The 22,859-nt window shown below is 67.8% G+C and carries 21 protein-coding genes; 13 read left to right on the forward strand and 8 right to left on the reverse strand.

Going from position 1 to position 22,859, the window contains the following annotated elements; genetic code table 11:
* Positions 1 to 55: 55 nt before the first annotated feature.
* On the forward strand, positions 56 to 2,086 hold the full coding sequence (locus A6F68_RS02220; protein WP_067675737.1) for a S9 family peptidase: 2,031 nt from the start codon (positions 56 to 58) through the stop codon (positions 2,084 to 2,086).
* 34 nt (positions 2,087 to 2,120) lie between these two features.
* Complete coding sequence (locus A6F68_RS02225) at positions 2,121 to 3,125, forward strand: ligase-associated DNA damage response exonuclease (protein WP_067675740.1); 1,005 nt, start codon at positions 2,121 to 2,123, stop codon at positions 3,123 to 3,125.
* 7 nt (positions 3,126 to 3,132) lie between these two features.
* Here the strand turns inward: A6F68_RS02225 and A6F68_RS02230 are convergent, their stop codons facing one another.
* Complete coding sequence (locus A6F68_RS02230) at positions 3,133 to 3,498, reverse strand: hypothetical protein (RefSeq protein ID WP_067675742.1); 366 nt, start codon at positions 3,496 to 3,498, stop codon at positions 3,133 to 3,135.
* A gap of 81 nt (positions 3,499 to 3,579) precedes the next feature.
* On the opposite strand from A6F68_RS02230, the gene A6F68_RS02235 reads away from it, so the two are divergent.
* Together A6F68_RS02235 and A6F68_RS02240 are read left to right on the forward strand one after the other, a co-directional pair.
* Entirely contained in the window at positions 3,580 to 5,172 is a 1,593-nt protein-coding gene (locus A6F68_RS02235; protein ID WP_067675745.1) for a cisplatin damage response ATP-dependent DNA ligase, read from the forward strand.
* A 40-nt stretch (positions 5,173 to 5,212) separates the two neighbouring features.
* Positions 5,213 to 5,728 (forward strand): DUF1993 family protein, encoded by a 516-nt coding sequence (locus tag A6F68_RS02240; protein WP_067675748.1) that lies wholly within the window; start codon positions 5,213 to 5,215, stop codon positions 5,726 to 5,728.
* A 28-nt stretch (positions 5,729 to 5,756) separates the two neighbouring features.
* On the opposite strand, the gene A6F68_RS02245 is transcribed toward A6F68_RS02240, so the two are convergent.
* Genes A6F68_RS02245 through A6F68_RS02265 form a run of 5 tightly spaced genes read right to left on the reverse strand, consistent with a single transcriptional unit; the run spans position 5,757 to position 11,751 of the window.
* A complete protein-coding gene (locus tag A6F68_RS02245) occupies positions 5,757 to 6,356 on the reverse strand; it encodes a gamma carbonic anhydrase family protein (RefSeq protein WP_418368988.1) in 600 nt (199 codons plus the stop codon).
* Complete coding sequence (locus A6F68_RS02250; RefSeq protein ID WP_067675753.1) at positions 6,353 to 8,560, reverse strand: fused MFS/spermidine synthase; 2,208 nt, start codon at positions 8,558 to 8,560, stop codon at positions 6,353 to 6,355. Before A6F68_RS02250 ends, A6F68_RS02245 begins: the two co-directional genes overlap by 4 nt.
* Positions 8,557 to 9,087 carry a GNAT family N-acetyltransferase gene (locus A6F68_RS02255; protein WP_067675756.1) on the reverse strand — a complete coding sequence of 177 codons (531 nt, stop codon included), beginning with the start codon at positions 9,085 to 9,087 and terminating at the stop codon, positions 8,557 to 8,559. The genes A6F68_RS02250 and A6F68_RS02255 overlap by 4 nt, the downstream gene beginning before the upstream one ends.
* Positions 9,084 to 10,079 carry a porphobilinogen synthase gene (gene hemB / locus A6F68_RS02260; protein ID WP_067675759.1) on the reverse strand — a complete coding sequence of 332 codons (996 nt, stop codon included), beginning with the start codon at positions 10,077 to 10,079 and terminating at the stop codon, positions 9,084 to 9,086. Before hemB ends, A6F68_RS02255 begins: the two co-directional genes overlap by 4 nt.
* Before the next feature lie 43 nt (positions 10,080 to 10,122).
* On the reverse strand, positions 10,123 to 11,751 hold the full coding sequence (locus A6F68_RS02265; protein WP_232308184.1) for a M23 family metallopeptidase: 1,629 nt from the start codon (positions 11,749 to 11,751) through the stop codon (positions 10,123 to 10,125).
* A gap of 151 nt (positions 11,752 to 11,902) precedes the next feature.
* On the opposite strand from A6F68_RS02265, the gene A6F68_RS02270 reads away from it, so the two are divergent.
* From A6F68_RS02270 to A6F68_RS02295, 6 genes are all read left to right on the forward strand, one after another.
* Positions 11,903 to 14,425 carry a helicase-related protein gene (locus tag A6F68_RS02270; protein WP_418368989.1) on the forward strand — a complete coding sequence of 841 codons (2,523 nt, stop codon included), beginning with the start codon at positions 11,903 to 11,905 and terminating at the stop codon, positions 14,423 to 14,425.
* 10 nt (positions 14,426 to 14,435) lie between these two features.
* Positions 14,436 to 14,747: an RNA-binding S4 domain-containing protein gene (locus tag A6F68_RS02275; protein ID WP_067675762.1), complete on the forward strand. Its 312-nt coding sequence runs from the start codon at positions 14,436 to 14,438 to the stop codon at positions 14,745 to 14,747.
* A complete protein-coding gene (fdxA, locus tag A6F68_RS02280) occupies positions 14,744 to 15,082 on the forward strand; it encodes a ferredoxin FdxA (protein WP_067675765.1) in 339 nt (112 codons plus the stop codon). Before A6F68_RS02275 ends, fdxA begins: the two co-directional genes overlap by 4 nt.
* 258 nt (positions 15,083 to 15,340) lie before the next feature.
* The gene (locus A6F68_RS02285; protein ID WP_067675767.1) at positions 15,341 to 15,874 is read left to right on the forward strand and encodes a CarD family transcriptional regulator; all 534 of its coding nucleotides are present in this window, start codon (positions 15,341 to 15,343) and stop codon (positions 15,872 to 15,874) included.
* A 125-nt stretch (positions 15,875 to 15,999) separates the two neighbouring features.
* Positions 16,000 to 16,848: a head GIN domain-containing protein gene (locus tag A6F68_RS02290; protein ID WP_067675770.1), complete on the forward strand. Its 849-nt coding sequence runs from the start codon at positions 16,000 to 16,002 to the stop codon at positions 16,846 to 16,848.
* Positions 16,849 to 16,908: 60 nt separating this feature from the next.
* Positions 16,909 to 17,244: a hypothetical protein gene (locus A6F68_RS02295; protein WP_067675773.1), complete on the forward strand. Its 336-nt coding sequence runs from the start codon at positions 16,909 to 16,911 to the stop codon at positions 17,242 to 17,244.
* On the opposite strand, the gene A6F68_RS02300 is transcribed toward A6F68_RS02295, so the two are convergent.
* Positions 17,241 to 18,182, reverse strand: coding sequence for an L-threonylcarbamoyladenylate synthase (locus tag A6F68_RS02300; RefSeq protein ID WP_067675776.1), 942 nt, complete (start codon positions 18,180 to 18,182; stop codon positions 17,241 to 17,243). The genes A6F68_RS02295 and A6F68_RS02300 overlap by 4 nt on opposite strands.
* Positions 18,183 to 18,231: 49 nt before the next feature.
* Between A6F68_RS02300 and A6F68_RS02305 the strand changes: the two genes are divergently transcribed.
* Together A6F68_RS02305 and A6F68_RS02310 are read left to right on the forward strand one after the other, a co-directional pair.
* Entirely contained in the window at positions 18,232 to 19,962 is a 1,731-nt protein-coding gene (locus A6F68_RS02305; RefSeq protein WP_067675779.1) for an acyl-CoA dehydrogenase, read from the forward strand.
* Complete coding sequence (locus A6F68_RS02310; RefSeq protein WP_067675782.1) at positions 19,959 to 20,777, forward strand: DUF815 domain-containing protein; 819 nt, start codon at positions 19,959 to 19,961, stop codon at positions 20,775 to 20,777. The genes A6F68_RS02305 and A6F68_RS02310 overlap by 4 nt, the downstream gene beginning before the upstream one ends.
* A gap of 1 nt (position 20,778) precedes the next feature.
* On the opposite strand, the gene A6F68_RS02315 is transcribed toward A6F68_RS02310, so the two are convergent.
* Positions 20,779 to 22,239 carry a PQQ-dependent sugar dehydrogenase gene (locus A6F68_RS02315; RefSeq protein WP_067675785.1) on the reverse strand — a complete coding sequence of 487 codons (1,461 nt, stop codon included), beginning with the start codon at positions 22,237 to 22,239 and terminating at the stop codon, positions 20,779 to 20,781.
* A gap of 62 nt (positions 22,240 to 22,301) precedes the next feature.
* On the opposite strand from A6F68_RS02315, the gene A6F68_RS02320 reads away from it, so the two are divergent.
* Positions 22,302 to 22,784: a GAF domain-containing protein gene (locus tag A6F68_RS02320; RefSeq protein WP_067675788.1), complete on the forward strand. Its 483-nt coding sequence runs from the start codon at positions 22,302 to 22,304 to the stop codon at positions 22,782 to 22,784.
* Positions 22,785 to 22,859 lie beyond the last annotated feature (75 nt).

Consider the following 22,859-nt stretch of genomic DNA (forward strand, 5'->3'; position numbering starts at 1 on the left):
CAAGTCCGTCCGCATGTGATTGAACCTCCTCCGTTTCCACGGGGGAGGTTTGGTCGTGCGTGCAATCGGTCTGGCAGCATTGTTTCTGGCATTGGCGAGCCCGCTCGCGGCGCAGGACGGCCCCAGCCGGACTTTCACCGGGCAGGACCTGTTCGGGATTTCGGTTGCCGGCGACCCGCAGATCAGTCCCGACGGACGCAGGATCGCCTACGTGCGTCGCTCGGCCGACGTGATGACCGACCGGATGCGGCCGACCATCTGGCTGGTGGACGTCGGCACCGGCGCGGAAGAACCGCTCGTCGCCGGACCGGGCTCGCATATGAGCCCGCGCTGGTCGCCCGACGGCAAGCGGCTGGCCTATGTCTCGACTGCCGAGGGCGGCGCGCCGCAGCTCTACGTGCGCTGGATGGACAGTGGGGAAGCGGCGCGGCTGACCGGCCTGCCCAACAGCCCGACGGGCCTCACATGGTCTCCGGATGGCCGGACGATCGCCTACGCGATGATCGTGCCCGATGAGGGGCCCAAGCTCGGCGCGGCACCGGCGAACAAGCCCGAGGGTGCGCAGTGGGCGCCGCCGCTCGAGATCATCGACCGGGTAACCTTTCGCGCAGACGGCGCGGGCGACCTCAAGCCCGGGTTCAGCCACGTGTTCACGATCCCCGCGACCGGGGGCGCGCCACGCCAGCTTACCTTCGGCACGTTCAATCACGACGGCGGGCTCGACTTCACGCCCGACAGCCGGGCGCTAATCGTCGGCGGCAATCGCAACGAAGGCTGGCAGCGTGAGGCGCGCGAAAGCGAGCTGTTCCGGATCGATCTTTCCAGCGGGACCCTGCGCGCCATCACCAGCCGCAAGGGACCCGACTTCCGGCCGGTCGTATCGCCCGACGGTCGCATGATCGCCTGGCTCGGCAACGACGACATCGGCAAGGCATTCGCCAGCACACTCCTCTACGTCGGCAACGCCGACGGCACAGGAGCCCGGCTACTGGCTCCGGGCCTCGACCGCGGAATCGACGCGCTCGAATGGTCGGCCGACAGTCGCTCGCTGCTGATCAAGTACGATGACGACGGCAAGGGCCGGCTCGCCCGCATCGGGCTCGACGGATCGGTTCGCCCGATCACCGATGCGCTCGCTGGCGGGAGCCTCGACCGGCCCTACACCGGGGGAGAATTCAGCGCCGCCGACAACGGGTCGATCGCGTTCACCACCGGCGACGTCGACACGCCCGGCGACGTGGCCGTCATCGCGGGCGGACGGACCCGCGTGCTGACCGACCTCAACGCACAGCTTCGCGCCAAGGACCTGGGGCAGGTGCGAGAGATCGCGGTCACCGCGCCCGACGGCCTCCGCGTGCCGGCGTGGCTGCTGACCCCGCCCGGCTACGTCGAAGGCACGAAAGTCCCGACGATTCTCGAGATCCACGGTGGCCCGGCGACCGCCTATGGCCCGTATTTCGCGACCGATTACCAGCTCTACGCCGCGGCCGGCTATGCGGTGCTCTATACCAACCCGCGGGGATCGACGAGCTACGGCCAGGCGTTCACCGACCACATCGAGCGCGCCTATCCCGGGAAGGACCATGACGACCTGATGGCGGCGGTCGACGCCGCGGTCGCCGCCGGGATCGCCGATCCGGACAACCTGTTCATCACCGGCGGGTCGGGCGGCGGCGTGCTGACCGCCTGGGCGATCGGCAAGACCGACCGGTTCAAGGCCGCCGCCGTCCAGAAGCCGGTGATCAACATGGTCAGCCAGGTGCTGGTGGCCGACAACCCCGCCTATTTCGGGCCCTACTGGTTCGGCCAGATGCCGTGGGAAGCGCCCGAGGCCTACTGGGCGCGCTCGCCATTGAGCCTCGTGGGCAACGTGAAGACCCCGACCATCGTCGTCGTCGGCACAGAAGACCGCAGGACGCCGCCGGTCGAAGCCGAGCAGTACTACGCCGCGCTGCAGGCCCGCGAGGTCCCGACCGCGCTGGTCCGCGTGCCGGGCGCGAGCCACTCGATCACCGCGCGACCCAGCCAGTCGGCCGCCAGGGCGAGCGCGATCATCGCCTGGTTCGACAAGTACCGGACGAAATAGGAAACGCCTGCGCGTCCCGTCCGTTGGGCAGGCGATGGCGCGCGACTTCGCATGGATCCGGCCCGAGCCGTGGGGCATCCACGTGGTCCCCGCGGACACGTGGATCGACCCGGCGCGGCCGGTACCGCACGCGCTCGTAACCCACGGCCACGCCGATCACGCGCGCGGCGGTCACGGCGTCACGGTGGCGACACCCGAGACGCTGGCGATCATGGACCTGCGCTACAACACCCGCGAGGGAGCCACCCCGGTGGCCTATGGCGAGAGTATCGACCTGAAAGGCGGCGTCCGCGCCACCTATGTACCAGCCGGCCACGTTCTCGGCAGCGCGCAGATCCTGCTCGAGCACGCCGGTGAACGTGTTGTCGTGACCGGCGACTACAAGCGCCGACCCGATCCGACCTGTCCGCCCTTCGAAGTGACGCCCTGCGACATCTTCGTCACCGAAGCGACCTTCGGCCTGCCGCTGTTCACCCACCCGCCGATCGCCGACGAGATGGCGAAGCTGCTGGGCCGCCTGGCGGCGCATCCCGACCGCTGCGTCCTCGTCGGTGCCTACGCGCTGGGAAAGGCGCAGCGGGTCATCGCCGAGCTGCGCGCGGCAGGTCACCGCGAGCCGATCTACCTGCACGGCGCGCTCGAGCGGATGTGCCGCCTCTACGAGGAGTTCGGCGTCGATCTCGGCGAACTGCGACTTGTGAGCGGGGCAACGAAGGACGACATGCGAGGGCGCGTAGTCATGTGTCCGCCTTCGGCACTCAACGACCGGTGGTCACGCCGCCTGCCCGAGCCGATCACCGCGATGGCGAGCGGATGGATGCGCGTGCGCCAGCGCGCCCGCCAGCGCAATGTCGAGCTGCCTTTGGTTATATCGGACCACGCCGACTGGGGCGAGCTCACCCGCACGGTCGAGGAAGTGGACCCCCGCGAGACGTGGATCACCCATGGCCGCGAAGAGGCGCTCCTGCGCTGGCACCAGTTGCACCAGCGCAAGGCGCGCGCCCTCGCCCTCGTCGGTTACGAGGACGAGGATGACTGACGGCGGGTCACCCCTCGATGGCGGTCAGCGCGGCTTCGATCTTGGCGAGCATCTCGTCGGTGATCATGCCGTTCGAGAACGGCTGCACCTGCTTCAGGCTCATCGCCTTGAACTGGCCGTAGGCCGGATGCGCGTCGACGCCGGGAAGCGATGCTTCCACCGCAGCCTTGGCCTTCGGGTTCGCCATCAACGCCTCGATCGGAGTGTCGAGCGAGAGCTTCGCCGCCGCGGTACCGTGAGCCGCATGGGCGGAGTGGTCAGCATGCGCCGAATGGTCCATGCCGGCGTGCATCGAATGGTCTTGGGCGGGCGCTGCCTGGGCGAAGGCCGGACCGGCCGCGAGCACCGCAGCGGCGGCGAGATACCTGATCATGTCTGTCGAAACTCCCGATCCGCGGCGCTCCGTGCCCCGCGTGACGGCGTCCCTGTACCAGCCCAGATGAACCGCGCCTAGATGGACGAACTCGCCGCCCTGATCGACGCTCTCGTCTATACCCGCAGCCGCAACGAGAAGCTGCGGCTGATCGCCGAATACCTGCGCGAAACGCCCGATCCCGATCGCGGCTGGGCGCTCGCGGCGCTGACCGACGGGCTCGACTTTCCCGCCGTCAAGTCGTCGGCGATCCGCACGATGCTGATGGAGCGGATCGACCCAGTGCTCTGGACGCTGAGCCGCGACTTCGTGGGCGATACCGCCGAAACCGCGAGCCTGCTCTGGCCGACGCCGGACAATCCGCCCGACCCGCCGAGCGTGAGCGAAACGGTGGCCTTGCTCGGCGCAATGAACCGCAAGACGGTCTTTACCGAGCTGCCCGCGCTGATGGACCGGCTCGACAGTTCGGGCCGTTACGCGCTCCTGAAGCTGGCCACCGGCGCGATGCGGATCGGCATCTCGAGCCGCCTCGCCAAGGTCGCGTTCGCGCAGGCATTCGATGTCGGTGTGGAGGAAGTGGAGGAGCACTGGCACGGGCTGACCCCGCCCTACGAACCGCTGTTCGCCTGGGCCGCGCACGGCGAAGCGCCGCCGGACACCGCGAACATGCCGACGTTCCGCCCCTTTATGCTCGCGCATCCGCTTGAAGATACGGTGGTCGACCTGGCGGACTACGCCGCCGAATGGAAATGGGACGGCATTCGCGTGCAACTCGTCCGCATGGGCGGCGAGACTCGGCTCTATTCCCGCGGCGGCGACGATATTTCCGCGACTTTCCCCGAGCTCCTCGACGTGCTGCCGATGGATGCGGTGCTTGACGGGGAATTGCTCGTGCGCGGCAGTCACCAGGGCGGGGAAGAGGGCGGGGCGGCGAGCTTCAACGCGCTCCAGCAGCGTCTGGGCCGGAAGACCGTGGCGAAGAAGATGCTCGCCGAATACCCGGCCTTCGTGCGGCTCTACGACGTGCTGATACTCGAAGGGAAAGACCTGCGCGAGCGTGAGTGGGAGGCGCGGCGGACCGCGCTCGAGGCGCTGATGCCGCGTCTGCCCGTCAGCCATTTCGATCTCAGCCAGGTGATCGAAGCGGCCCATTTCGACGACCTTGCCGAGATCCGGAGCCGGACCCGCGACGACGCCATCGAGGGCCTCATGCTCAAGCGACGCGATTCGCCCTATATCGCTGGGCGCCGGGTCGGCCTGTGGTACAAGTGGAAGCGCGACCCGCTGCTGATCGACTGCGTGCTGATGTACGCCCAGCGCGGCAGCGGAAAGCGGTCGAGCTTCTACAGCGATTACACCTTCGGCTGCTGGGACGGCGACCCGGACGCCGGCGCGGAACTGCTCCCAGTCGGCAAGGCCTATTCGGGTTTCACCGACGAGGAGCTCAAGAAGATCGACCGCCACGTGCGCACCCACACGGTCAACCGCTTCGGGCCGGTACGCGAGACCGACCGCAGCCTGGTATTCGAGGTCGCGTTCGATTCGGTGCACGAAAGCAAGCGCCACAAGTCCGGCCTCGCGATGCGCTTCCCGCGCATCCACCGGATCCGCTGGGACAAGCCCGTGCACGAGGCCGACCGGATCGAGGCACTGCGGGCGTTGATCAGGGACTAGGCGCGGCCTACCGGTAGCGAAACCAACCGGAGACCCGCCCTTGTCCTACTCGACCGCCGCGATCGCCACCTTCAACAACGTACTCGGCACGCTCGACCACCTCGCGGCCAAAGCGGAGGCTGCGGGACTTCCAGACAACTTGCTTGCGGATGCAAAACTGGCGGACGACATGTTCCCGCTGGAAACCCAGTTCCGCATCGCGATAAACCAGGCCTACATGGGCCTCGGCCGCGTCTGGGGCATGGACATCCCCCTGGACGAAGCAGCCTACGCGACGTTTGCCGAAGTGCGCGAGCGGCTGGCGGCGGCCAGGGATCGCATTACGGAAGCGGAGGAACGCGAAGCCGCACCTTCCGATGCAGAGATCGACATGACGTTGCCCAACGGCATGCGCTTCGTGATGCAGGCGCACGAGTATCTGCGCGACTGGACAATGCCGAACGTCTACTTCCACGCGTCGACGGCGTACGGGCTGTTGCGCCGCGAGGGACTGGCGCTCGGCAAGGTCGATTTCATGGGGTTCCTGCTGCGCTACGCGAAACCCCCAGCCGCTTGATCCCTAGCGAAAGTCGCGCCGCGCAACCTTAGCCTTGCGTGCGGCCATCATCGGGGTGCGGGCCCAGCGCACCCGCGATGGCGAGGGCGTGCGCTTTCGCGTTCTCGACGTAATGCGCGACGCCCATGCGCATGCCGGCGACGGCCATGTCGTCGAGATCGCGCATCTTGCGCGCCGGACGGCCGCCCCAGAGCTCGCGCGCTTCCATGACCTTGCCTTCAGTCAGCATGGCACCTGCGGCGAGCATCGCGTCGGACCCGATCACCGCCTTGTTCATCGCGATCGCACCGAGGCCCACGAAGCCGCGATCCTCGATCCGGCAACCGTGGAGCATGACCATGTGGCCCACCAGTACGTCGTCGCCGATGATCAGCGGGCTGCCATCGGGATCGCCGGGCCGCTGGGGATCGCAGTGGAGCACGCTGCCGTCCTGGATGTTGGTCCGCTCTCCGATTACGATCCGACTGACGTCGGCGCGCAGGACGCAATTGTACCAGACGCTCGAGTCCGCCCCGATCGTGACGTCGCCGATGATCGTGCACCCCGGGGCGATGAAGGCGCTGTCGTGGATCTGCGGCGCCCGCCCGTGGATCGGGACCAGGGTAACGCCGGGGCGATGGGTGCTCACAGGAACTTCTCCCATTTGAGGACGGGCAGGATCGACGCGTAGTCGTCGGTCCACAGCGGGTGGTCCGTACGCTCGAGCTCGTCCCAGGTCGCTGGATTGGAATCCTGCAGGGCCGTCAGCCGCGCCGGGTCGCGCGCCATCGCGATCCACATGGAACTGGTGCGTGGTGGCTTCGCCCCACGATCGTGACGGCGGATTGCCGTGAGCCCGTTCGCCCGCGCCGCCGCATCCAGCGCGGGAACGAGGTCGATGTAACGGTTGGAAATGTGCACCAACAGCAGCCCGTCGGGCGCCAATGACCGCAGGTATACCTTGAATGCCTCGTCGGTCAGAAGGTGGAGCGGGACTGCATCGGAAGAGAAGGCGTCGATCGCAAGCAAGTCGTAAGTGCCCGCCGGCGCCTTCTCCAGTTCGAGCCGCGCATCGCCTATCACCATCCTTGCATCGGGCGTGCATTTCTCGACGAACGTGAACTGCCCGCCTTGCGAGTAGGCGAGCACCGCGGGGTCGATTTCGTAGAAGGTCCAGTCCTGTCCCGGCTTTCGGTAACAGGCGAGCGTTCCGACCCCTAGCCCGACGATCCCGATGTTCGCCCCCTTGCCGAGGAGCGCATCCCCGGCTCCGAGCGCAAGTCCGATTCCGGAAGATCGTCCGTAATACGTGGTCGGTTGCAGTTCGAGCCCCGGTTTGCGCAACTGGACCCCATGCAACGTCGTTCCGTGGGCGAGCGTGCGCGCAGCGTCGTCGATGTCTCGCACCGTATAGACCCCGAAATAGCTGCGCGTCCGCTCGCCGGCGAGCGACGTCCGAAGCGACTGCATTCCGCCAAGCGCCAGCATCGCCAGCGCCAGGATTGCGGCGAATGCAGGTCGCCAGCGCACGACCAGCAGGGCGAGGATCACCACAAGTGCCAGCAGGCCCTGCACGACGAGCGGCGACTGCGGGCTGGCAACCATTGCCCGGGAAAGTGCGGCAATCGCCAGCAACGCGAGCGCAAAGGAAGCCGCCATCGCAACCCGCGTGCGCGACGCGCTCCATCCCAGCCGCTCGCTCCAACGTGCATAGGCAGGCAGCGGCACCAACAGCGATGCGGCCACGATCAGCAGCGGGTGCTCCCAGGTCCAGTCGAACACCACAGGCGCGAAGAGCGCCGTGATGGCGCCGCCGAGCACTCCGCCCGCCGACATGACGAGGTAGAACAGCGTCAGCTTGGCCGGGCTCGGTCGGGTTTCGTAGAGTCGCCCATGCAGCGCTACCGCCACCACGAACAGCAGCGCCACGCTGACGAGCGCCGCCGGTACCGAGCCCTGTGCGGACAGCAGGATGGTAATCGAGCCGAGGACCATGGTCAGCGCCGCGGCGTGCCGGGCAAAGCCATTCGCAAGGCCGCGATTTTCCGCAAAAGCGATCGAGAACGAGAGCAGGTAAAGGCCCAGAGGGATAACCCAGAGCAGCGGCATCGCGACGATGTCGGTCGTCAGGTAGGTCGTCGTCGACAACATCAGCCCCGAAGGGACCGCGGCCAGACACACCCACAGGGCAATACGGCGCCAGCCGATTTCTTCGGACGATTGTTCCGGCGATGCACTGGTCGTCTCGCTGGTCGACGGTTCGGCCTTGGGCAACGCGCGCGCGGTGAAGATGACGAGCACGAGCAGCGCGACATAGCCGACGGTCCACACGCCGCTTTGCCGGGCGATGGGAAGCAGCGGCTCGGCCACAAGCGGGTAAGCGATGAGGCCGGCAAAGCTGCCCAGATTGCTCGCCGCATAGAGGGGATAGGGATCGTCGGCTTGAGGGTCCGCGGCGTACCATCGCTGCATGAGCGGCGCCTGGGCCGACACCGCGAAGAACAGCGGGCCGATGGTTGCGAGAAACAGTAACGGCACCCACAATACCTCCGCGCCCGGAGCCGCGGGCGGCAGCTCGGCGAGCGCGATCGGCAGGGTAAGTGCGGCAAGCCCGAGCACGACGATATGGACGATCGCCTGTTTCTTCAGCGCCAGTCGCCCGAGGAGGTGCGCATAGGCATACCCCCCGAGCAGCAACGCCTGATAGACCAGCATCGCGCTGTTCCAGACGTTGGGTGCACCGCCGAGCCGCGGCAGCGCCATGCGCGCGACCATTGGCTGGACGAGGAAAAGCAGGAAGCTGCCGAGGAGAATGGTGGCGATGAACAGTCGCCGCCGCGCGGAACGGCTCACCGCGCCGCGTCCAGCGCATAGATCACGTGTCGCCGGAGCGGGCTTTCCACCGGCACCCTGTAGTGATCGAAGTCGCATCCATCCTGATATGTCATGCCGAGCTTCTCCATCAGTGCACGGCTCCTTTGATTTGTTACGGCCGTGATCGCCACGACGCGTTCGCCGGGCCGATTGGCGGCGATCCATTCAAGCGTCGCGGCTGCCGCTTCGTGGGCATAGCCCTTGCGCCAGCAATCGCGCGCCACTCGCCAACCCACTTCGAGCTCACCTTCGATCTCCGGGGCATGCGCGCGGATCACGCCGGTAAAGCCGATCACGCGCGCATCCTCCTTGCGTTCCATGGCCCAGAACGTGTGGCCGGTCTGCCGGCTGCGTTCCTGAAGGACTTCGATGAGCGCGGCCGTCTGGCCCCGGTCCATCACCGGCCCGAGGAATTCCATCGTTTCGGGATCGGAGCAGACGCGCAGGAAATCGTCGACGTCCTCGTCGCGCCAGTCGCGCAGGACCAGCCGTTCGGTTTCGATCATGCGCCGAGCAGCCGCGCGGCGTGCGCGGCATGATAGGTCAGCACGCCCGCGCAGCCGGCGCGTTTGAAGGCCATGAGCGTCTCGAGCACGAGCGCATCGCGGTCCCCCGCGCCGGCCGCTGCGGCCGCCTCGATCATCGCGTATTCGCCGCTCACCTGGTACGCGAAGACCGGCACCTCGAACCGTTCCTTCACCCGCCGCACGATGTCGAGATAGGGCAGGCCCGGCTTGACCATCACGCTGTCGGCCCCTTCGGCAAGGTCGAGCGCAACCTCGCGCAGCGCTTCCTCGGCATTCGCCGGGTCCATCTGGTAGCTCTTCTTGTCGCCCTTCAGCAGCCCGCCGGAACCGACCGCATCGCGGAACGGGCCGTAGAACGCGCTCGCGTACTTTGCCGCATAGGCCATGATCTGGACGTTGGGATGCCCGTTCATTTCGAGCGCCATGCGGATCGCGCGGACCCTGCCGTCCATCATGTCCGAAGGGGCGATCACGTCGGCGCCCGCATTCGCCTGGTTGATCGCCTGGTCGACGAGCACCGCGACGGTATCGTCGTTGACGACGTAACCGCTCTCGTCGAGCAGCCCGTCCTGGCCGTGGCTGGTATAAGGATCGAGCGCCACGTCGGTCAGGACGCCGATATCGCTGCCGCACGCATCCTTGATGGCCTTGATTGCGCGGCACATCAGGTTGTCGGGGTTGAGCGCCTCTCCCCCGTCATCGCTGCGACGATCGGACGGCGTATTGGGGAACAGGGCGATGCAGGGAATGCCCAGCGACTGCGCTTCCCTGGCGCGGGCGGCGATTCCATCGACCGACCAGCGCGATACGCCGGGAAGCGATCCGATCGGCTCCTCCACGCCCGAACCCTCGGTGACGAACAGCGGCCAGATGAGATCGCTGGGCGTAAGCACCGTTTCGCGGTGGAGGGCACGGCTCCACGCACTCGCGCGCGTGCGCCGCAGGCGGAGGTTGGGATAGGCGGCGGTCATCGCTTGCGCTGTTGCCGCAATGCTCGGTTCAGCGCAATCGCGGTCAGATCGAAGTCGTGGCCGGGTCGACCCGGTCGATTTCCCGCAAGGGCTCTTCCGATCGCACTTCGGAGGCGGTCGGGGCTAGGTCGGTGAGGGCTGCGCCAGCTTCGACGGTTTTCAGCTGGGCAAGTACCTCGCGGAAACGCCGCAGGTTCTCGCCGGAAAGCAGCGCGCGCGTGACGAACTGGATCGAGCCGGGATCGACGGCGCGGCCATTGCGGTACATCTCGTAGTGCAAGTGCGGGCCGGTCGAGAGACCGGTCGAGCCGACGTAGCCGATCACCTGCCCCCGGCGCACGCCTTGTCCGGGCGAAACAGCCATCCGGCTCATATGGCAATAGCGGGTCTGGATACCTCCCGCGTGATTGACGCGGACCGCATTGCCGCACCCACCCGCGCGCCCTGCCGATGCCACGACGCCGTCGGTCACGGCCACGATCGGAGTGCCGTATCCCGCCTTGAAATCCATCCCCGCATGACGACGGAAATAGCCCAGGATCGGGTGCCGCCGCATTCCGAAGCGCGAGGTCACCGCACCGGGCACCGGCGCGAGAAGCCCCGTGCGTTGCTCGCCCACGCCCGATGCTTCGTAGAACCGCCCGTCACTGCCCCAGCGCATGAGCTGGGTCTTCGGCTTTCCGCCCCGGTCTATGCCGGCATAGAGCAGCTGGCCCGCCTGGCGTTCGCCGGTCGCGGCACGCTTGTAGGACAGGATCATGTCGAAGGTGTCGGTCGGCCGGACGCCCGAATCGAGGTCGATCTGGTCGCCAAGGGCCTTGAGGTACTGCTGCACCGCGCTCGCCGGCGCGCCCGCCGCGCGCATCGAGCGATAGAGGCTGTTGCCGGCGACACCGCGGATCCGCAGCGGCGTGTTATCGACCCGGATCGTCTTGCGTTCGAGGGCGAGGCCGCCATCGTCACCGCGTTCGACCGCCAGCGCCAGGTCGAACCGTGCGCGGAACGCGAGCGCATCGAGCGGGCGGGCGGCGCCCGGTTCGGGCCGACGGCCAAGTGTAATGTCGATCTTCGTGCCGGGCTCGATCTCGTCGAGCGGCATGACCTGCGCGACGAGGCCGGCGGCGCGCGAGAGGTCGGCCCCGCCGATTCCGGCACGCTGGAGCATCCGCGTGAAACTGTCGCCACTGGCCAGCGTCGCGGTGACCTGGATCGAAGGTCGCTCGGGCGCGGCCTTCAGTTTCACCACCTTGGCCGTCGCGCCCATCTGTCGCCCGCTGTCCGCACCGAGAGCGAGGGGCATAATCATCTGGCTGCGGAATTCGTCGCGAACGGAATCGTCGACGCGGGTCGCCGGTGCGGCCTCGAGCGGGGCGAAGCCGGGCCAGAATGCCAGGCTGAATGCGGTCAGGCCGAGGAAGGTGCCGAGCCCGCGGAACCAGCGGCGGCTGCCGATGGCTTCGGCAAGGTCGGGAGCGAGGTCTACCTCTGCAAGCCGTTCCTCCGCCCGCCAGCGCAGCGCGTCCCACCGTTCGGCAAACCCGCGCACCCGGCGCAGGACCTGCGGCGCGTTCTCACGTTCGATCTGGGCATGCGTCAGCGCCGCGGCGCGCCAGCCCGGCACTCCGTCGGCGGGGCCATGCCCCGACGCCTCAGATTCGCGCGGTTGAAACAACGCGCCCTCCACTCAAACAGGCCGCGTTCGGAGATCCCTTCCGATGCGACCCGGACCCGAACGGTCCCGTGCCCGCTTTTCCTGCCTGATTGAAGTTAACGCCGCCCTAAAATCGGACGATTGGAGTCTGGCGCGGGACGGGCTGTGGGTCGTGCGCGGCGACCGGTTGGCAGGCGGCGTGGCCGATGCCACATTGGCAGGCGTGACGATCAAGGCGGTCCTCGGGCCGACAAACACGGGCAAGACCCACCTCGCCATCGAGCGGATGTGCGGCCATTCCTCTGGCGCGATCGGCTTTCCGCTGCGCCTGCTGGCGCGCGAGGTCTATGACCGGGTCGTCGCGATCAAGGGCGAGAAGGCGGTCGCACTGATCACCGGCGAGGAGCGGATCGAGCCGAAGGATGCGCGCTATTTCTGCTGCACGGCAGAGGCCATGCCCCGAACGGGCGGGGGCCATGCCTTCGTCGCACTCGACGAAGCGCAACTCGCCGCAGACCGCGAGCGGGGGCATATCTTCACCGACCGGCTGCTGAATGCCCGCGGGCGCGAAGAGACGATGCTGCTCGGCTCCTCTACGCTCGAGCCGATGGTCCGCGCCCTGATCCCCAGGGCCGAGATCGTGACCCGCCCGCGCTTCTCCACGTTGCGCTATGCTGGCACGACCAAACTCAGCCGCCTGCCGCCGCGAAGCGCCGTCGTCGCGTTCTCGACCGAGCAGGTATATGCGGTTGCCGAGATGCTGCGCCGGTTCCGCGGAGGCGCGGCAGTGGTCATGGGCGGACTCTCCCCCGAAACGCGCAACAAGCAGGTCGCGCTCTTTCAATCGGGCGAGGTCGACTACATCGTCGCCACCGATGCGATCGGCATGGGGCTCAACCTCGACGTCCGCCACGTCGCGTTCGCGGGCCTCTCCAAATTCGACGGCGTGCGCCAGCGACGCCTCACCCCGGCCGAGATGGCACAGATCGCCGGGCGCGCGGGTCGGCACCAGACCGACGGGACCTTCGGGGCTTTGTCGGGCGCCGGCGCGAACTCTCCGGAATTCACCGACGAGGAAGTCTACGCGATCGAGGAGCATCGCTTCGCGCCGCTGACTTCGCTCTACTGGCGCGAGGCCGAGCCTCGATACGACACCCTGGCCGCGTTGATAGAGGACCTCGAGGCGCCACCCGGGGAACCCGGCCTCGTCCGTGCGCCCGAGGCGATCGACCTTGCAGTGCTGAAGCGCCTTGCCGAAGAGCCGCTGGCGGGCGACGTCACGACGCCCGGGCTCGTCCGGCGGTTCTGGGAGGTCTGCTCGCTACCCGACTTTCGCCAGAGCGGCGCGGATACCCATGCGCGTTTCGTCGCCCGGCTGTGGCAGGACTTGCGGCACGGGCACCTGGGGGCCGACTACATGGCCGCGCGGATCGCGGAACTCGACCGGCCGCAGGGCGACATCGACACGTTGCAGGGCCGGATCGCCTCGATCCGGTCGTGGGCCTATATCGCGCAGCGTCCCGACTGGGTGCTCGCGCGCGACGAGATGGCCGCCCGCGCCCGCGCGGTGGAGGCGCGCCTGTCCGACGCGCTCCACGCGCGCCTGACCGAGCGTTTCGTCAACCGGAGGACAGCAATCCTTATGAAGAGCCTCGGCACCGATCCCGCCCTCCTGCCGGTCGCGCTGGCCGACGATGACGTCGTGACGGTCGAGGGCGAGGCGATCGGCCACCTCGAGGGCTTCCGGTTCGTGGTGGATCCGCTGGCCGACCATGCCGACCGGAAAATGCTGCTCGCCGCGGCGGAGAAGGCCTTGCCGCGCCTCCTCGCCCAGCGGGCACTGGCGCTGTCGGAAGACATGTCGGGGATCGAGCTATCGCATGGCCGGCTGCGGTGGCGCGGTCGCGAGCTCGCGGTGGTCGAGCGCGGCGCATCGGCGACGACGCTCAGGATCCTGCCGTCCCGCGACCTTGCGCCGATTCCCGAGGCAGAGCGCAAGCGCCTGGTCTCGGCCATCGAAGCGTGGCTCGCGGTGCAACTCTCTCCCCTCGCCCCATTGGCCAAGATCGAGCAGGCCGCACGCGATCCGGCGGCGGGAAGCGAAGCGCGCGCGCTTCTCCTGAACCTGGTCGCCGGGCACGGCGCGATGTCCCGCGAGCGGGTCGGTATCGAGCATCTTCCGCGGGAAGCGCGTCCGTACCTGCGCCGTCTTGGCGTCGTCTTCGGGGCGCTCGACGTGTTTGCCCCGGCGCTGCTCAAGCCGGCCGCGCGGGCAGCCTTCGCGGCGGCCGGAATCGATCGCCGACCGCTCGCGGCACAAATGCCCTCTGTCCTGTCCTCGGCAAAGAATCTCCCTGCAGGTTACCGGTCCGCAGGCGAGCAGGCGGTTCGGGTCGATGTAGCCGACAAGCTCGTGCGGACGGCGCATGAAGCCCGGGTCGCGTCCAGGACGCGCAATTTCACGCTCGATCCCGCGCTTGCGGTTTCCACCGGATTGAGGGTCGAAAGCTGGGCGCGCCTGCTCGGAGCCGCGGGGTTCAAGGTCCAGCGCGGGCGAAAGCTCCCCACGGAGGCATTCGGACCGCCCACTCCCGACAGGTGGAGTTGGCGCCCGGCACGGCGGGGCGTTGCGCCGGTACAGGCCAAACCCCGCCAGGGCTCCGCCTTTGCCGCGCTCGCCGATCTCGCTTTGTGACGCCGATCGCATGAGGATCGACAAGCTCCTCTGGCAGCTCAGGCTCACCAAGACGCGGGCCCAGGCACAGGCGCTGGTCGCGACCGGTCACATCCGCCGCAACGGCAGCCGGGTTGCGCGCGCCAGCCAGGATGTCGGCGCAGGCGACACGCTGACCATTCCGCTTCCGTCCGGTGTGCGCGTGATCGAGGTTCTCGCCCTTCCCGTCCGGCGCGGACCCGCGGCAGAAGCGCAAGGTTGCTACCGCACGCTTGACCCGCAAGCGTTTCCCGCCATAGCTGCGACCGAACACGAAACGCCTGAAGGGGGCCAGCCGCAATGACCTACGTCGTCACCGACGCGTGCATCAAGTGCAAGTACACCGACTGCGTCGAGGTCTGCCCCGTCGATTGCTTCTACGAGGGCGAAACGATGCTGGTCATCAACCCCAGCGAGTGCATCGACTGCGGCGTGTGCGAGCCGGAATGCCCGGCCGAGGCGATCCTGCCCGATACCGAGGACGGGCTCGAGAAGTGGCTCGAACTCAACACCAAGTTCTCCGCCGAATGGCCGAACATCACCCAGAAGAAGGATCCGCCGGAAGACGCGGACGAGCACAAGGGTGAAGAAGGCAAGTTTGAAAAGTTCTTCACGCCGGAGCCCGGCGAAGGCGACTGAGGTCGCTAGCGAAGCCCGTTACGCCGCCGTTAGCCGTCCGAGTCCGCGCCGCGACGCGCGGACTAGAAATTTTGTTGCGATTATGTTATATAATCCAACAAGCCCGCCGGTGAGCGATTCCCGACGGCTCAAGCGAACGGTCAGAAAGGCGCGAGCACACCAGCAAAACGACAGGATTCGACCCGACCGCGCGTATGCCCGGTCGCCAGGAAGTCTGTCGGTCTTGCCCGTGATCGTGTCCGCACGAAAGGAATTTTGATGGCTTCCCAGGCCCCCGCCTTCGACGTCGGCGATTACGTGGTCTATCCGAAGCACGGTGTCGGCCGTGTGATCGAGCTCCAGAAGGAGGAGATCGCCGGAATGCAGCTCGAGCTGTACGTCCTGCGCTTCGAGAAGGAGCGGATGACGCTCCGCGTACCGATGAACAAGATCGAATCGATCGGCATGCGCAAGCTGTCGAGCGACAAGACGCTCAAGGAAGCGATGGAGACCCTGAAGGGCAAGCCCAAGGTGAAGCGCACCATGTGGTCGCGCCGCGCGCAGGAATACGAAGCGAAGATCAACTCGGGCGACCTGGTGTCGATCGCCGAAGTGACGCGCGACCTGTTCCGCCCCGAAGACCAGCCCGAGCAGTCGTATTCGGAGCGCCAGATCTTCGAAGCAGCCTCCAGCCGTCTCGCCCGCGAGCTGGCGGCGATGGAAAAGACCGATGAGCCGGCGGCGCTCGGCAAGATCCTCGCCGTGCTGCGCGAACACGCGCCCCAGTACTACGAGAACACCGAAGAGGCCTGATTTCGACCGACGGTCGTTTCGAGCCGACAAAGGGCCGCCCACCGGGCGGCCCTTTTCCTTTGCACCGTTGCCCCGGGTCGCTTGCTGTATTATATCGGCAATACGCAACCGACGAGGCACACGACATGCTGCACAAGATCATCAAGGGGATTGCCCCCGTCTTCGCGATAGCCGCCGCTTTCGGCACCGCCGCCTGCGACGGCAATATCTCGATCAATGGCGAAAAGGGCGTCCCGCTCGCCGAGCTCGAGACCGAGGGGAAGTCACCTACTGGCATCGCCCTCGCCGGGCCCGACTCGGTCGTGGTGAAGGATGGCGGCACGCTCCGGATCGACGTGGCCGGCGATCCCGAGGCCGTCGCGGCACTGCGCTTCACGCTCGACGACAAGACGCTCGGCATCATGCGCAAGAAGGGCGCGTATGATGGCGACGAAAAGGCTACCGTCACGGTCACGCTGCCGGGGCTCGAGAAGCTCGTCGTAGCGGGTTCCGGCACGGTGGATGCGAACTCGCTCGCCGGCGAGTCGGAAGTGACGATTGCGGGAAGCGGAACGGCCAAGGTCGCGCGGGTGGATTCGTCGAAGCATGAAGTTACGATCGCCGGCTCGGGCAGTTACCGCGCCGCCGGCAAGGTCGACAATCTCGAACTGACCGTCGCCGGATCGGGCAGCGCCGACATGGCCGAACTCTATGCCGAGACCGCCGAAGTCACGATTGCCGGCGCGGGCGACGCGTCGTTCGCCTCGAACGGAACGGTCAAGGCGACCGTGATGGGATCGGGCACGGTCGCCGTAAAGGGCGATGCCAAGTGCACGATCAAGTCGATGGGCTCCGGCACGCTCAAGTGCGACCGGGGCGAGGCCCAGGCGACTGCCGGCAATGCGGGCAGCGGAGATTCACCTCCCACGCCACCTACACCACCAAGCGCTCCGGAAGCGCCTGCTGCGCCCGAAGCGCCCAGCAAGCCCGAGTAGTTCATCGACCTGCAACCCGAGTCCTCCTAGGGCCGTGCATCGCCTCACAAGGATTGCACGATGCGCGGCCCAACACTCGTTCTCCTGCCGATCGCGGCGTTCGGCTTGTCGGGCTGCCTCGCGAAGACGGCATTCGACGTTGCGACCGCGCCGGTCCGCGTGGCGTCCAAGGCGGTCGATCTTGCCACCACCAGCCAGTCAGAGGCGGACGAAAAGCGCGGGCGCGAGATCCGCAAGCGCGAGGAGCGCCTCGGACAGCTGGAGCGGGAACGCGACAAGCTCCAGAAGAAATGCCTCGAAGGGGTGCGCCGGGCGTGCGACGATGCGGCCGCCGTCAACGCGGAAATGCGCGCACTGATGCCGCAAGTCCCCTACGAGCCCGAAGAGCCTCGCTAGGCGGCCGCGCGCCGCAGCCGGTCGTTGATCGCGCGGCCGATCCCGGTATCCGGAACCGGTGCGACCGCCACTCCGGCCTTAGAAGACGCCGCCGCGAGATGGAGGCACTCGTAGAGCCGCGCCGCAGCTTCGGCGAGATCCCCGGTCGGTGAAAGCGAGCAGTCGCCTGGCACCCCGCCAAAGCCGATCATAAACTCGTCGGCCCCCGCGCTCCTCGCTTCGAGGCGAACCGGCTTTCCCGGGGAATAGTGCTGGGCGAGCTGGCCGGGCGCCTCGATACGCTTCGCGCTGATGGGCAGCGGCTCGCCGAGCAAGTCCACCAGGACTTCCCGAGCGATCGGCCCCTCGCGGAGAAGTTGCCAGCCCGCGGCCCGCGGCGCGACGATCGTCGATTCCACCCCGGCCTCGCACGGCCCGCCGTCCAGCACCGCATCGATCCGCCCATCGAGCGAGGCCAGCACATGGCCCGCCGTGGTGGGACTGACCGCCCCGCTGCGGTTGGCCGAGGGCGCCGCCAACGGCACACCCGCTGCCGCCAGCACCTCTTGCATGACCGGATGCGCGGGACAGCGCAGCGCGACCGTCGGCAACCCGGTGGTCACTGCGGCGGCGACGGGTGCACCGCCCTCCATCGGCAGGACGAGCGTCAGCGGGCCAGGCCAGAAACGGTCCGCGAGCATCCGCGCACGATCGTCGAACCGTGCGATCCGCTCCGCTGCCGCGAGGTCCGGCACGTGCACGATCAGCGGGTTGAAGTCGGGCCGGCCCTTGGCGCGATAGATCGCGGCGACCGTCTCGACGCGATCCGCCCTCCCCGCGAGGCCATATACCGTCTCGGTCGGAAGGGCGACCAGCGCGCCCGATTCGAGCAAGGCCGCAGCCCGGGCGATCCCTTCGGCCCCGGCATCCAGCCTTTCCGTAGCGTGCTTGTCGCCCATCGCGCCGCGCTATAAGCGCTTGGCACGCCCTGCAAGGAGTCCCGCGCGCATGTACCGCCCCGCCACCGCCGACCAACTGCTCGCGCTAGAGGTCTGCGCGGGTATCGGCGAGCTTGCCAAATCGGACCGTTTCGCCGCTGCCGAGCCCGAAATGGTCGAAGCCATCGTCGATGGGATCGGCCAGTTCGCAGCCGGGGAATGGGCCCCGCTCAACCGGGTTGGCGATCTTGAAGGCGCAAAGCTCGAGAATGGTGTGGTGCGCCTGCCCGACGGGTTCGCCGACGCCTACGCGCATTATGTCGAGCAGGGATGGAACGCGATCGCGGCTCCGGCGGAGTTCGGCGGTCAGGGGCTGCCGTTCAGTCTCGGCGTCAACGTGCTCGAGAATCTCGGCACGGCGAACTTCGCCTTCAACCTCCTGCCCATGCTGACCACGGGCGCGATCGACGCGCTCGAGCAGCACGGTTCGGAGGCGCAGAAGGCGCTGTACCTGCCGAAGATGATCAGCGGGGAATGGTCGGGGACGATGAACCTTACCGAGCCCCAGGCCGGCAGCGACCTTGGCGCCCTGCGCGCCACCGCAGCGCCGATCGAAGAGGGAGAACACGCGGGCAAGTACCGGATCGCGGGTACCAAGATCTTCATCACCTGGGGTGAGCACGAGCTGGCGAAGAACGTCGTCCACCTCGTCCTCGCGCGCTTGCCCGGCGCACCTGAGGGCAGCCGCGGCATTTCGCTGTTCGTGGTCCCGAAGTACCTTGTGAAACCCGACGGATCGCTCGGCCCGCGCAACGATCTCAAGTGCGTGAGCCTCGAACACAAGCTCGGCATCCATGCCTCGCCGACCTGCGTGATGAGCTACGGCGACAGCGGCGAGTGCGTGGGCGAGCTCGTCGGCGAGCCCAACCGCGGGTTGATGGCGATGTTCACGATGATGAACAATGCGCGCATCAACGTCGGCAACCAGGGCGTGCAGGTGGCGGAGCGCGCGACGCAGGCGGCAATGGCCTATGCCAGGGACCGCGTGCAGTCGGTCCGCGCGGGATCGCCCGACCGCAGTCCAGTCGCGATCATCGAGCATCCCGACGTGCGCCGGATGCTGCTGCGGATGAAGGCGCTGACCGAAGCCTCGCGGGCACTGCTCTACTACACCGCCGGGCAGGTCGATCGCGGGACGCTGGGCGATGCCGGCGCAGCGGCGCGGGCCGAGTGCCTCGTGCCGATGCTCAAGGCCTGGGGGACCGACGTGGGGGTGGAGGTCGCCAGCATCGGCGTGCAGGTCCACGGCGGCATGGGCTTCGTCGAGGAGACCGGCGCCGCGCAGCACTATCGCGATGCCCGCATCGCGCCGATCTACGAAGGCACCAACGGCATACAGGCGGCTGACCTCGTCACCCGCAAGCTCGGCCTCGACGGCGGCGAGGCGCTCGACGCCCTGCTGGCCGATGTCGAGCGCGGCACGAGCGGTCCGCTGGCCGCGCTCGCACAGGCGTGCCGGGACATCGCGCTCTGGATGCGGGAAGACGCATCGCTCGACGACCGCCTGGCCGGTAGCGTCCCCTTCACCGCGATGTGCGCGGTGGCCGTGGCCGGGTGGCAGCTCGCTCGTCAGGCCGAAGCCGTGGCGGCAGGGGCCGCGCCTTCGCTGGCGAGGAGCAAGCCGGTCAGCGCCCGCTACTTCCTCGACCACGTGGTGCCCGAAGCGCTCGGAATGGCTGCCGCGGCCCGGAGCGGCGCGGACCTGTTCTACGCGCTCGACGCAGAGGCGCTCGTCGCATGAGCGATCCGCTCGAGCGGATTGCCGCAGCGCTCGAGCGTCTTGCGCCAACCGCCCACGACGAAACCGACTGGACCGCGGCGCCGGCCTTCGTCTGGGACGGCACGCACGCGCGGCCCGTCGAGCGAATCGACGCTCCCGCGCTTGACCAGCTCAAGGGCATCGATCGACAGAAGGACGCTGTCGCGCAGAACGTCGCGCGGCTCGCGGCAGGCGCGGCTGCGCACGACATGCTGCTGTGGGGCGCGCGCGGAATGGGCAAGAGCGCGCTCGTCCGCGCATCGACGGTGGCTGCGCAGGAAGCCGAATCAGGGCGACTCGCTCTCGTCCAGGTCGCCGCCGACGCCCTGCCCACCCTGCCAGCGCTGTTTGCTGCGCTCGGAGGTGTCTCGCGCAACTTCCTCGTCTACCTCGACGACCTCGGGTTCGCCGAGGGCGACACGGTCGGCCCGCGGCACCTGCGCTCATGGCTCGAAGGCGGGGTCGAGGCGCGGCCGGGCAATGTCCGCCTTGCCGTCACCAGCAACCGGCGCGCGATCGTTCCGCGCCACCTCAACGAGCAGGACGACCCGGTCAATCCGCGCGATGCTCTCGACGACCTGCAGGCGCTGGCCGACCGGTTCGGCATGTCGGTCGGCTTCCACGCCGCGAGCCAGGACGATTACCTCGCGATCATCGCCGCCTATGCAGACCCGCTCGGGCTGGCGTGGAAGCAGGGTGACGCGCTCGAATGGTCGAAGCGGCGCGGCGCCCGCTCGGGCCGTACCGCGTGGCAGTTCGTCGTCGAGCTGGCTGGCCGCGAGGGTCGGACGCTTTAGGCTAAGGCACCGGGTTCCGGGCAAAATCATCGCCGAACGTCGCAGTCCCTCCGCGCAATTCACGCTGGGGTGGCATGCGGTCGCCGGTGATCTTGTCGATCGCCGCGGATGGCTTGCCCCCGGGGGCGGTGACCCGCCAGACGATTCCGGCGGTATCATCGGTCACCAGCAGCGCGCCATCCCTGGCGAAAGCGACCCAGGTGGGCCGACCACGGGTCGTCTTGCCGTCATCGGCAAGGAAGCCGGTCAGCACCGGCACCGGCTTGCCGGTCGGGTTGCCGCGCCCGTCGAACGCGACATAGACCACGTCGTAACCCGCCTTCGGCTCACGGTTCCACGATCCGTGACGCGCGATTACCGCGCCCGAGCCGAACCTGTCGCCCAGCGTCGATCCGTTGCCGGTGAACGCGAGGCCAAGCGCCGCAACGTGCGGGCCAAGGGCATATTCGGGCAGGCGGATGTAATCGGGGTTGAAGCCGACCGGGGTGGGGTGATCGACCCGGTCGTCGAAGTTGTTGCGCCACCACACCCAGGGCCAGCCGTACTGCGCGCCGATCGGAACGTTTGTCAGGTAGTCCGGCACCAGGTCGGATCCGAGCATGTCGCGCTCGTTGACCGTGGTCCACAGCTCTCCGCTCCACGGCGAGAAGGCAAGCCCGTTGGGATTCCTCAAGCCGCTGGCATACTGGCGCTGCTGGCCGGTCTCGAGGTTGTAGTCCCAGATGGCCGCGCGTCCCTGCTCGACTTCCATGCCTCGCTCGCCGACATTCGAAGCCGAACCCACGGCGATGAAGATGCGCTCGCCGTCGGGGGAGAGCGCGATGTTGCGCATCCAGTGGTTGCCGCCTGGCGGCAGGTCCATGAGCTTCTTGGGCGTTCCCGTCAGTGCAGTGGCACCTTCCTCGTATGCGAAGGCAAGCAGTGCATCGTGGTTGGCCACGTAAAGCGTTCCGTCCTTCCAGGCGATTCCCGAAGGCGACGAAAGCGCCGGGTGCGACAGGAGCGTCTTCTGCTCGGCGCGCCCGTCGCCGTCGGTATCGCGCAGGAGGGCGATCTTGTTCGCGCTGGCCCCTCCGGCGCCGGCCTTGCGGAAGAGGAACTTGGCGATCATGCCCTCGATCCCGCTTGGGCCGGTACTGGGAGGGCGATTGGTCAGAGCCGTCAGGACATCGCCGTTGGGCATAACGTAGAGTGTGCGCGGATGGTCGAGTCCGTCCGCAAAACGGGTGACGGCCAGCCCTTCCGCTGCGGTGGGGACTTCGTTCGCAGCCCAGCCGGTCGGTTCGGCGATGCCGACGGTCGGAAACGATTCGTAGCGCGGCCGGAGGAGCTCGGGGTCGGTACCGGCGACATCCGCCAAAGGCTGGCGTGCCCGATCGGGAGTGAGAAGATAGGCGACGATGCCCAGACCCACGAGGATCGCGACAAGGACGCCGGCGAGGATCTTGCGGCCGGTGCTCATTCCACCACGATTAGGCGAGCCGAGCGCTTGCGGCAACGGCGCGCGACGCTAGAGCGCGGCGGATGTACGATTTTCGACCCGACGCGGCACTGCCGAAGCCCGAACTCTATCGCGATCTGCTTCAGGCGGCCGATGCGCTGACGGAAAACGAGCCGGATGCAATCGCCAACATGGCCAATGTCGCCGCCCTGATGGCGGAGTATTTGCCGCACCTCAACTGGGCCGGCTTCTACCGCGTTGTTGGCGACGAACTGATCCTCGGGCCGTTCATCGGACGTCCGGCCTGCATCCGCATTGCCATGGGCGCAGGGGTCTGCGGCACCGCGGCCGCCACCGCCACGACCCAGCTGGTCGAGGACGTTCACGCTTTTCCCGGGCACATCGCGTGCGATGCGGCGAGTCGCAGCGAGCTCGTCGTTCCTGTCCGGAAGGGCGCCGGGGTGGTCGCCGTGATCGACCTCGACAGCCCCGAACTCGCCCGGTTCGACGCGGAAGATGCGGCGGGCATCGAGGCGCTGGCCGAGATGCTGTCGCACAGGATCTGAGCGACCCGTTTCGGGACACGCGCGCCGCGGACCCTTGGGCGCCTGCGTTAGGTAATGCTAAATTTTCCGTTAACG

Source organism: Tsuneonella dongtanensis (assembly GCF_001698205.1).
GTDB lineage: Bacteria > Pseudomonadota > Alphaproteobacteria > Sphingomonadales > Sphingomonadaceae > Tsuneonella > Tsuneonella dongtanensis.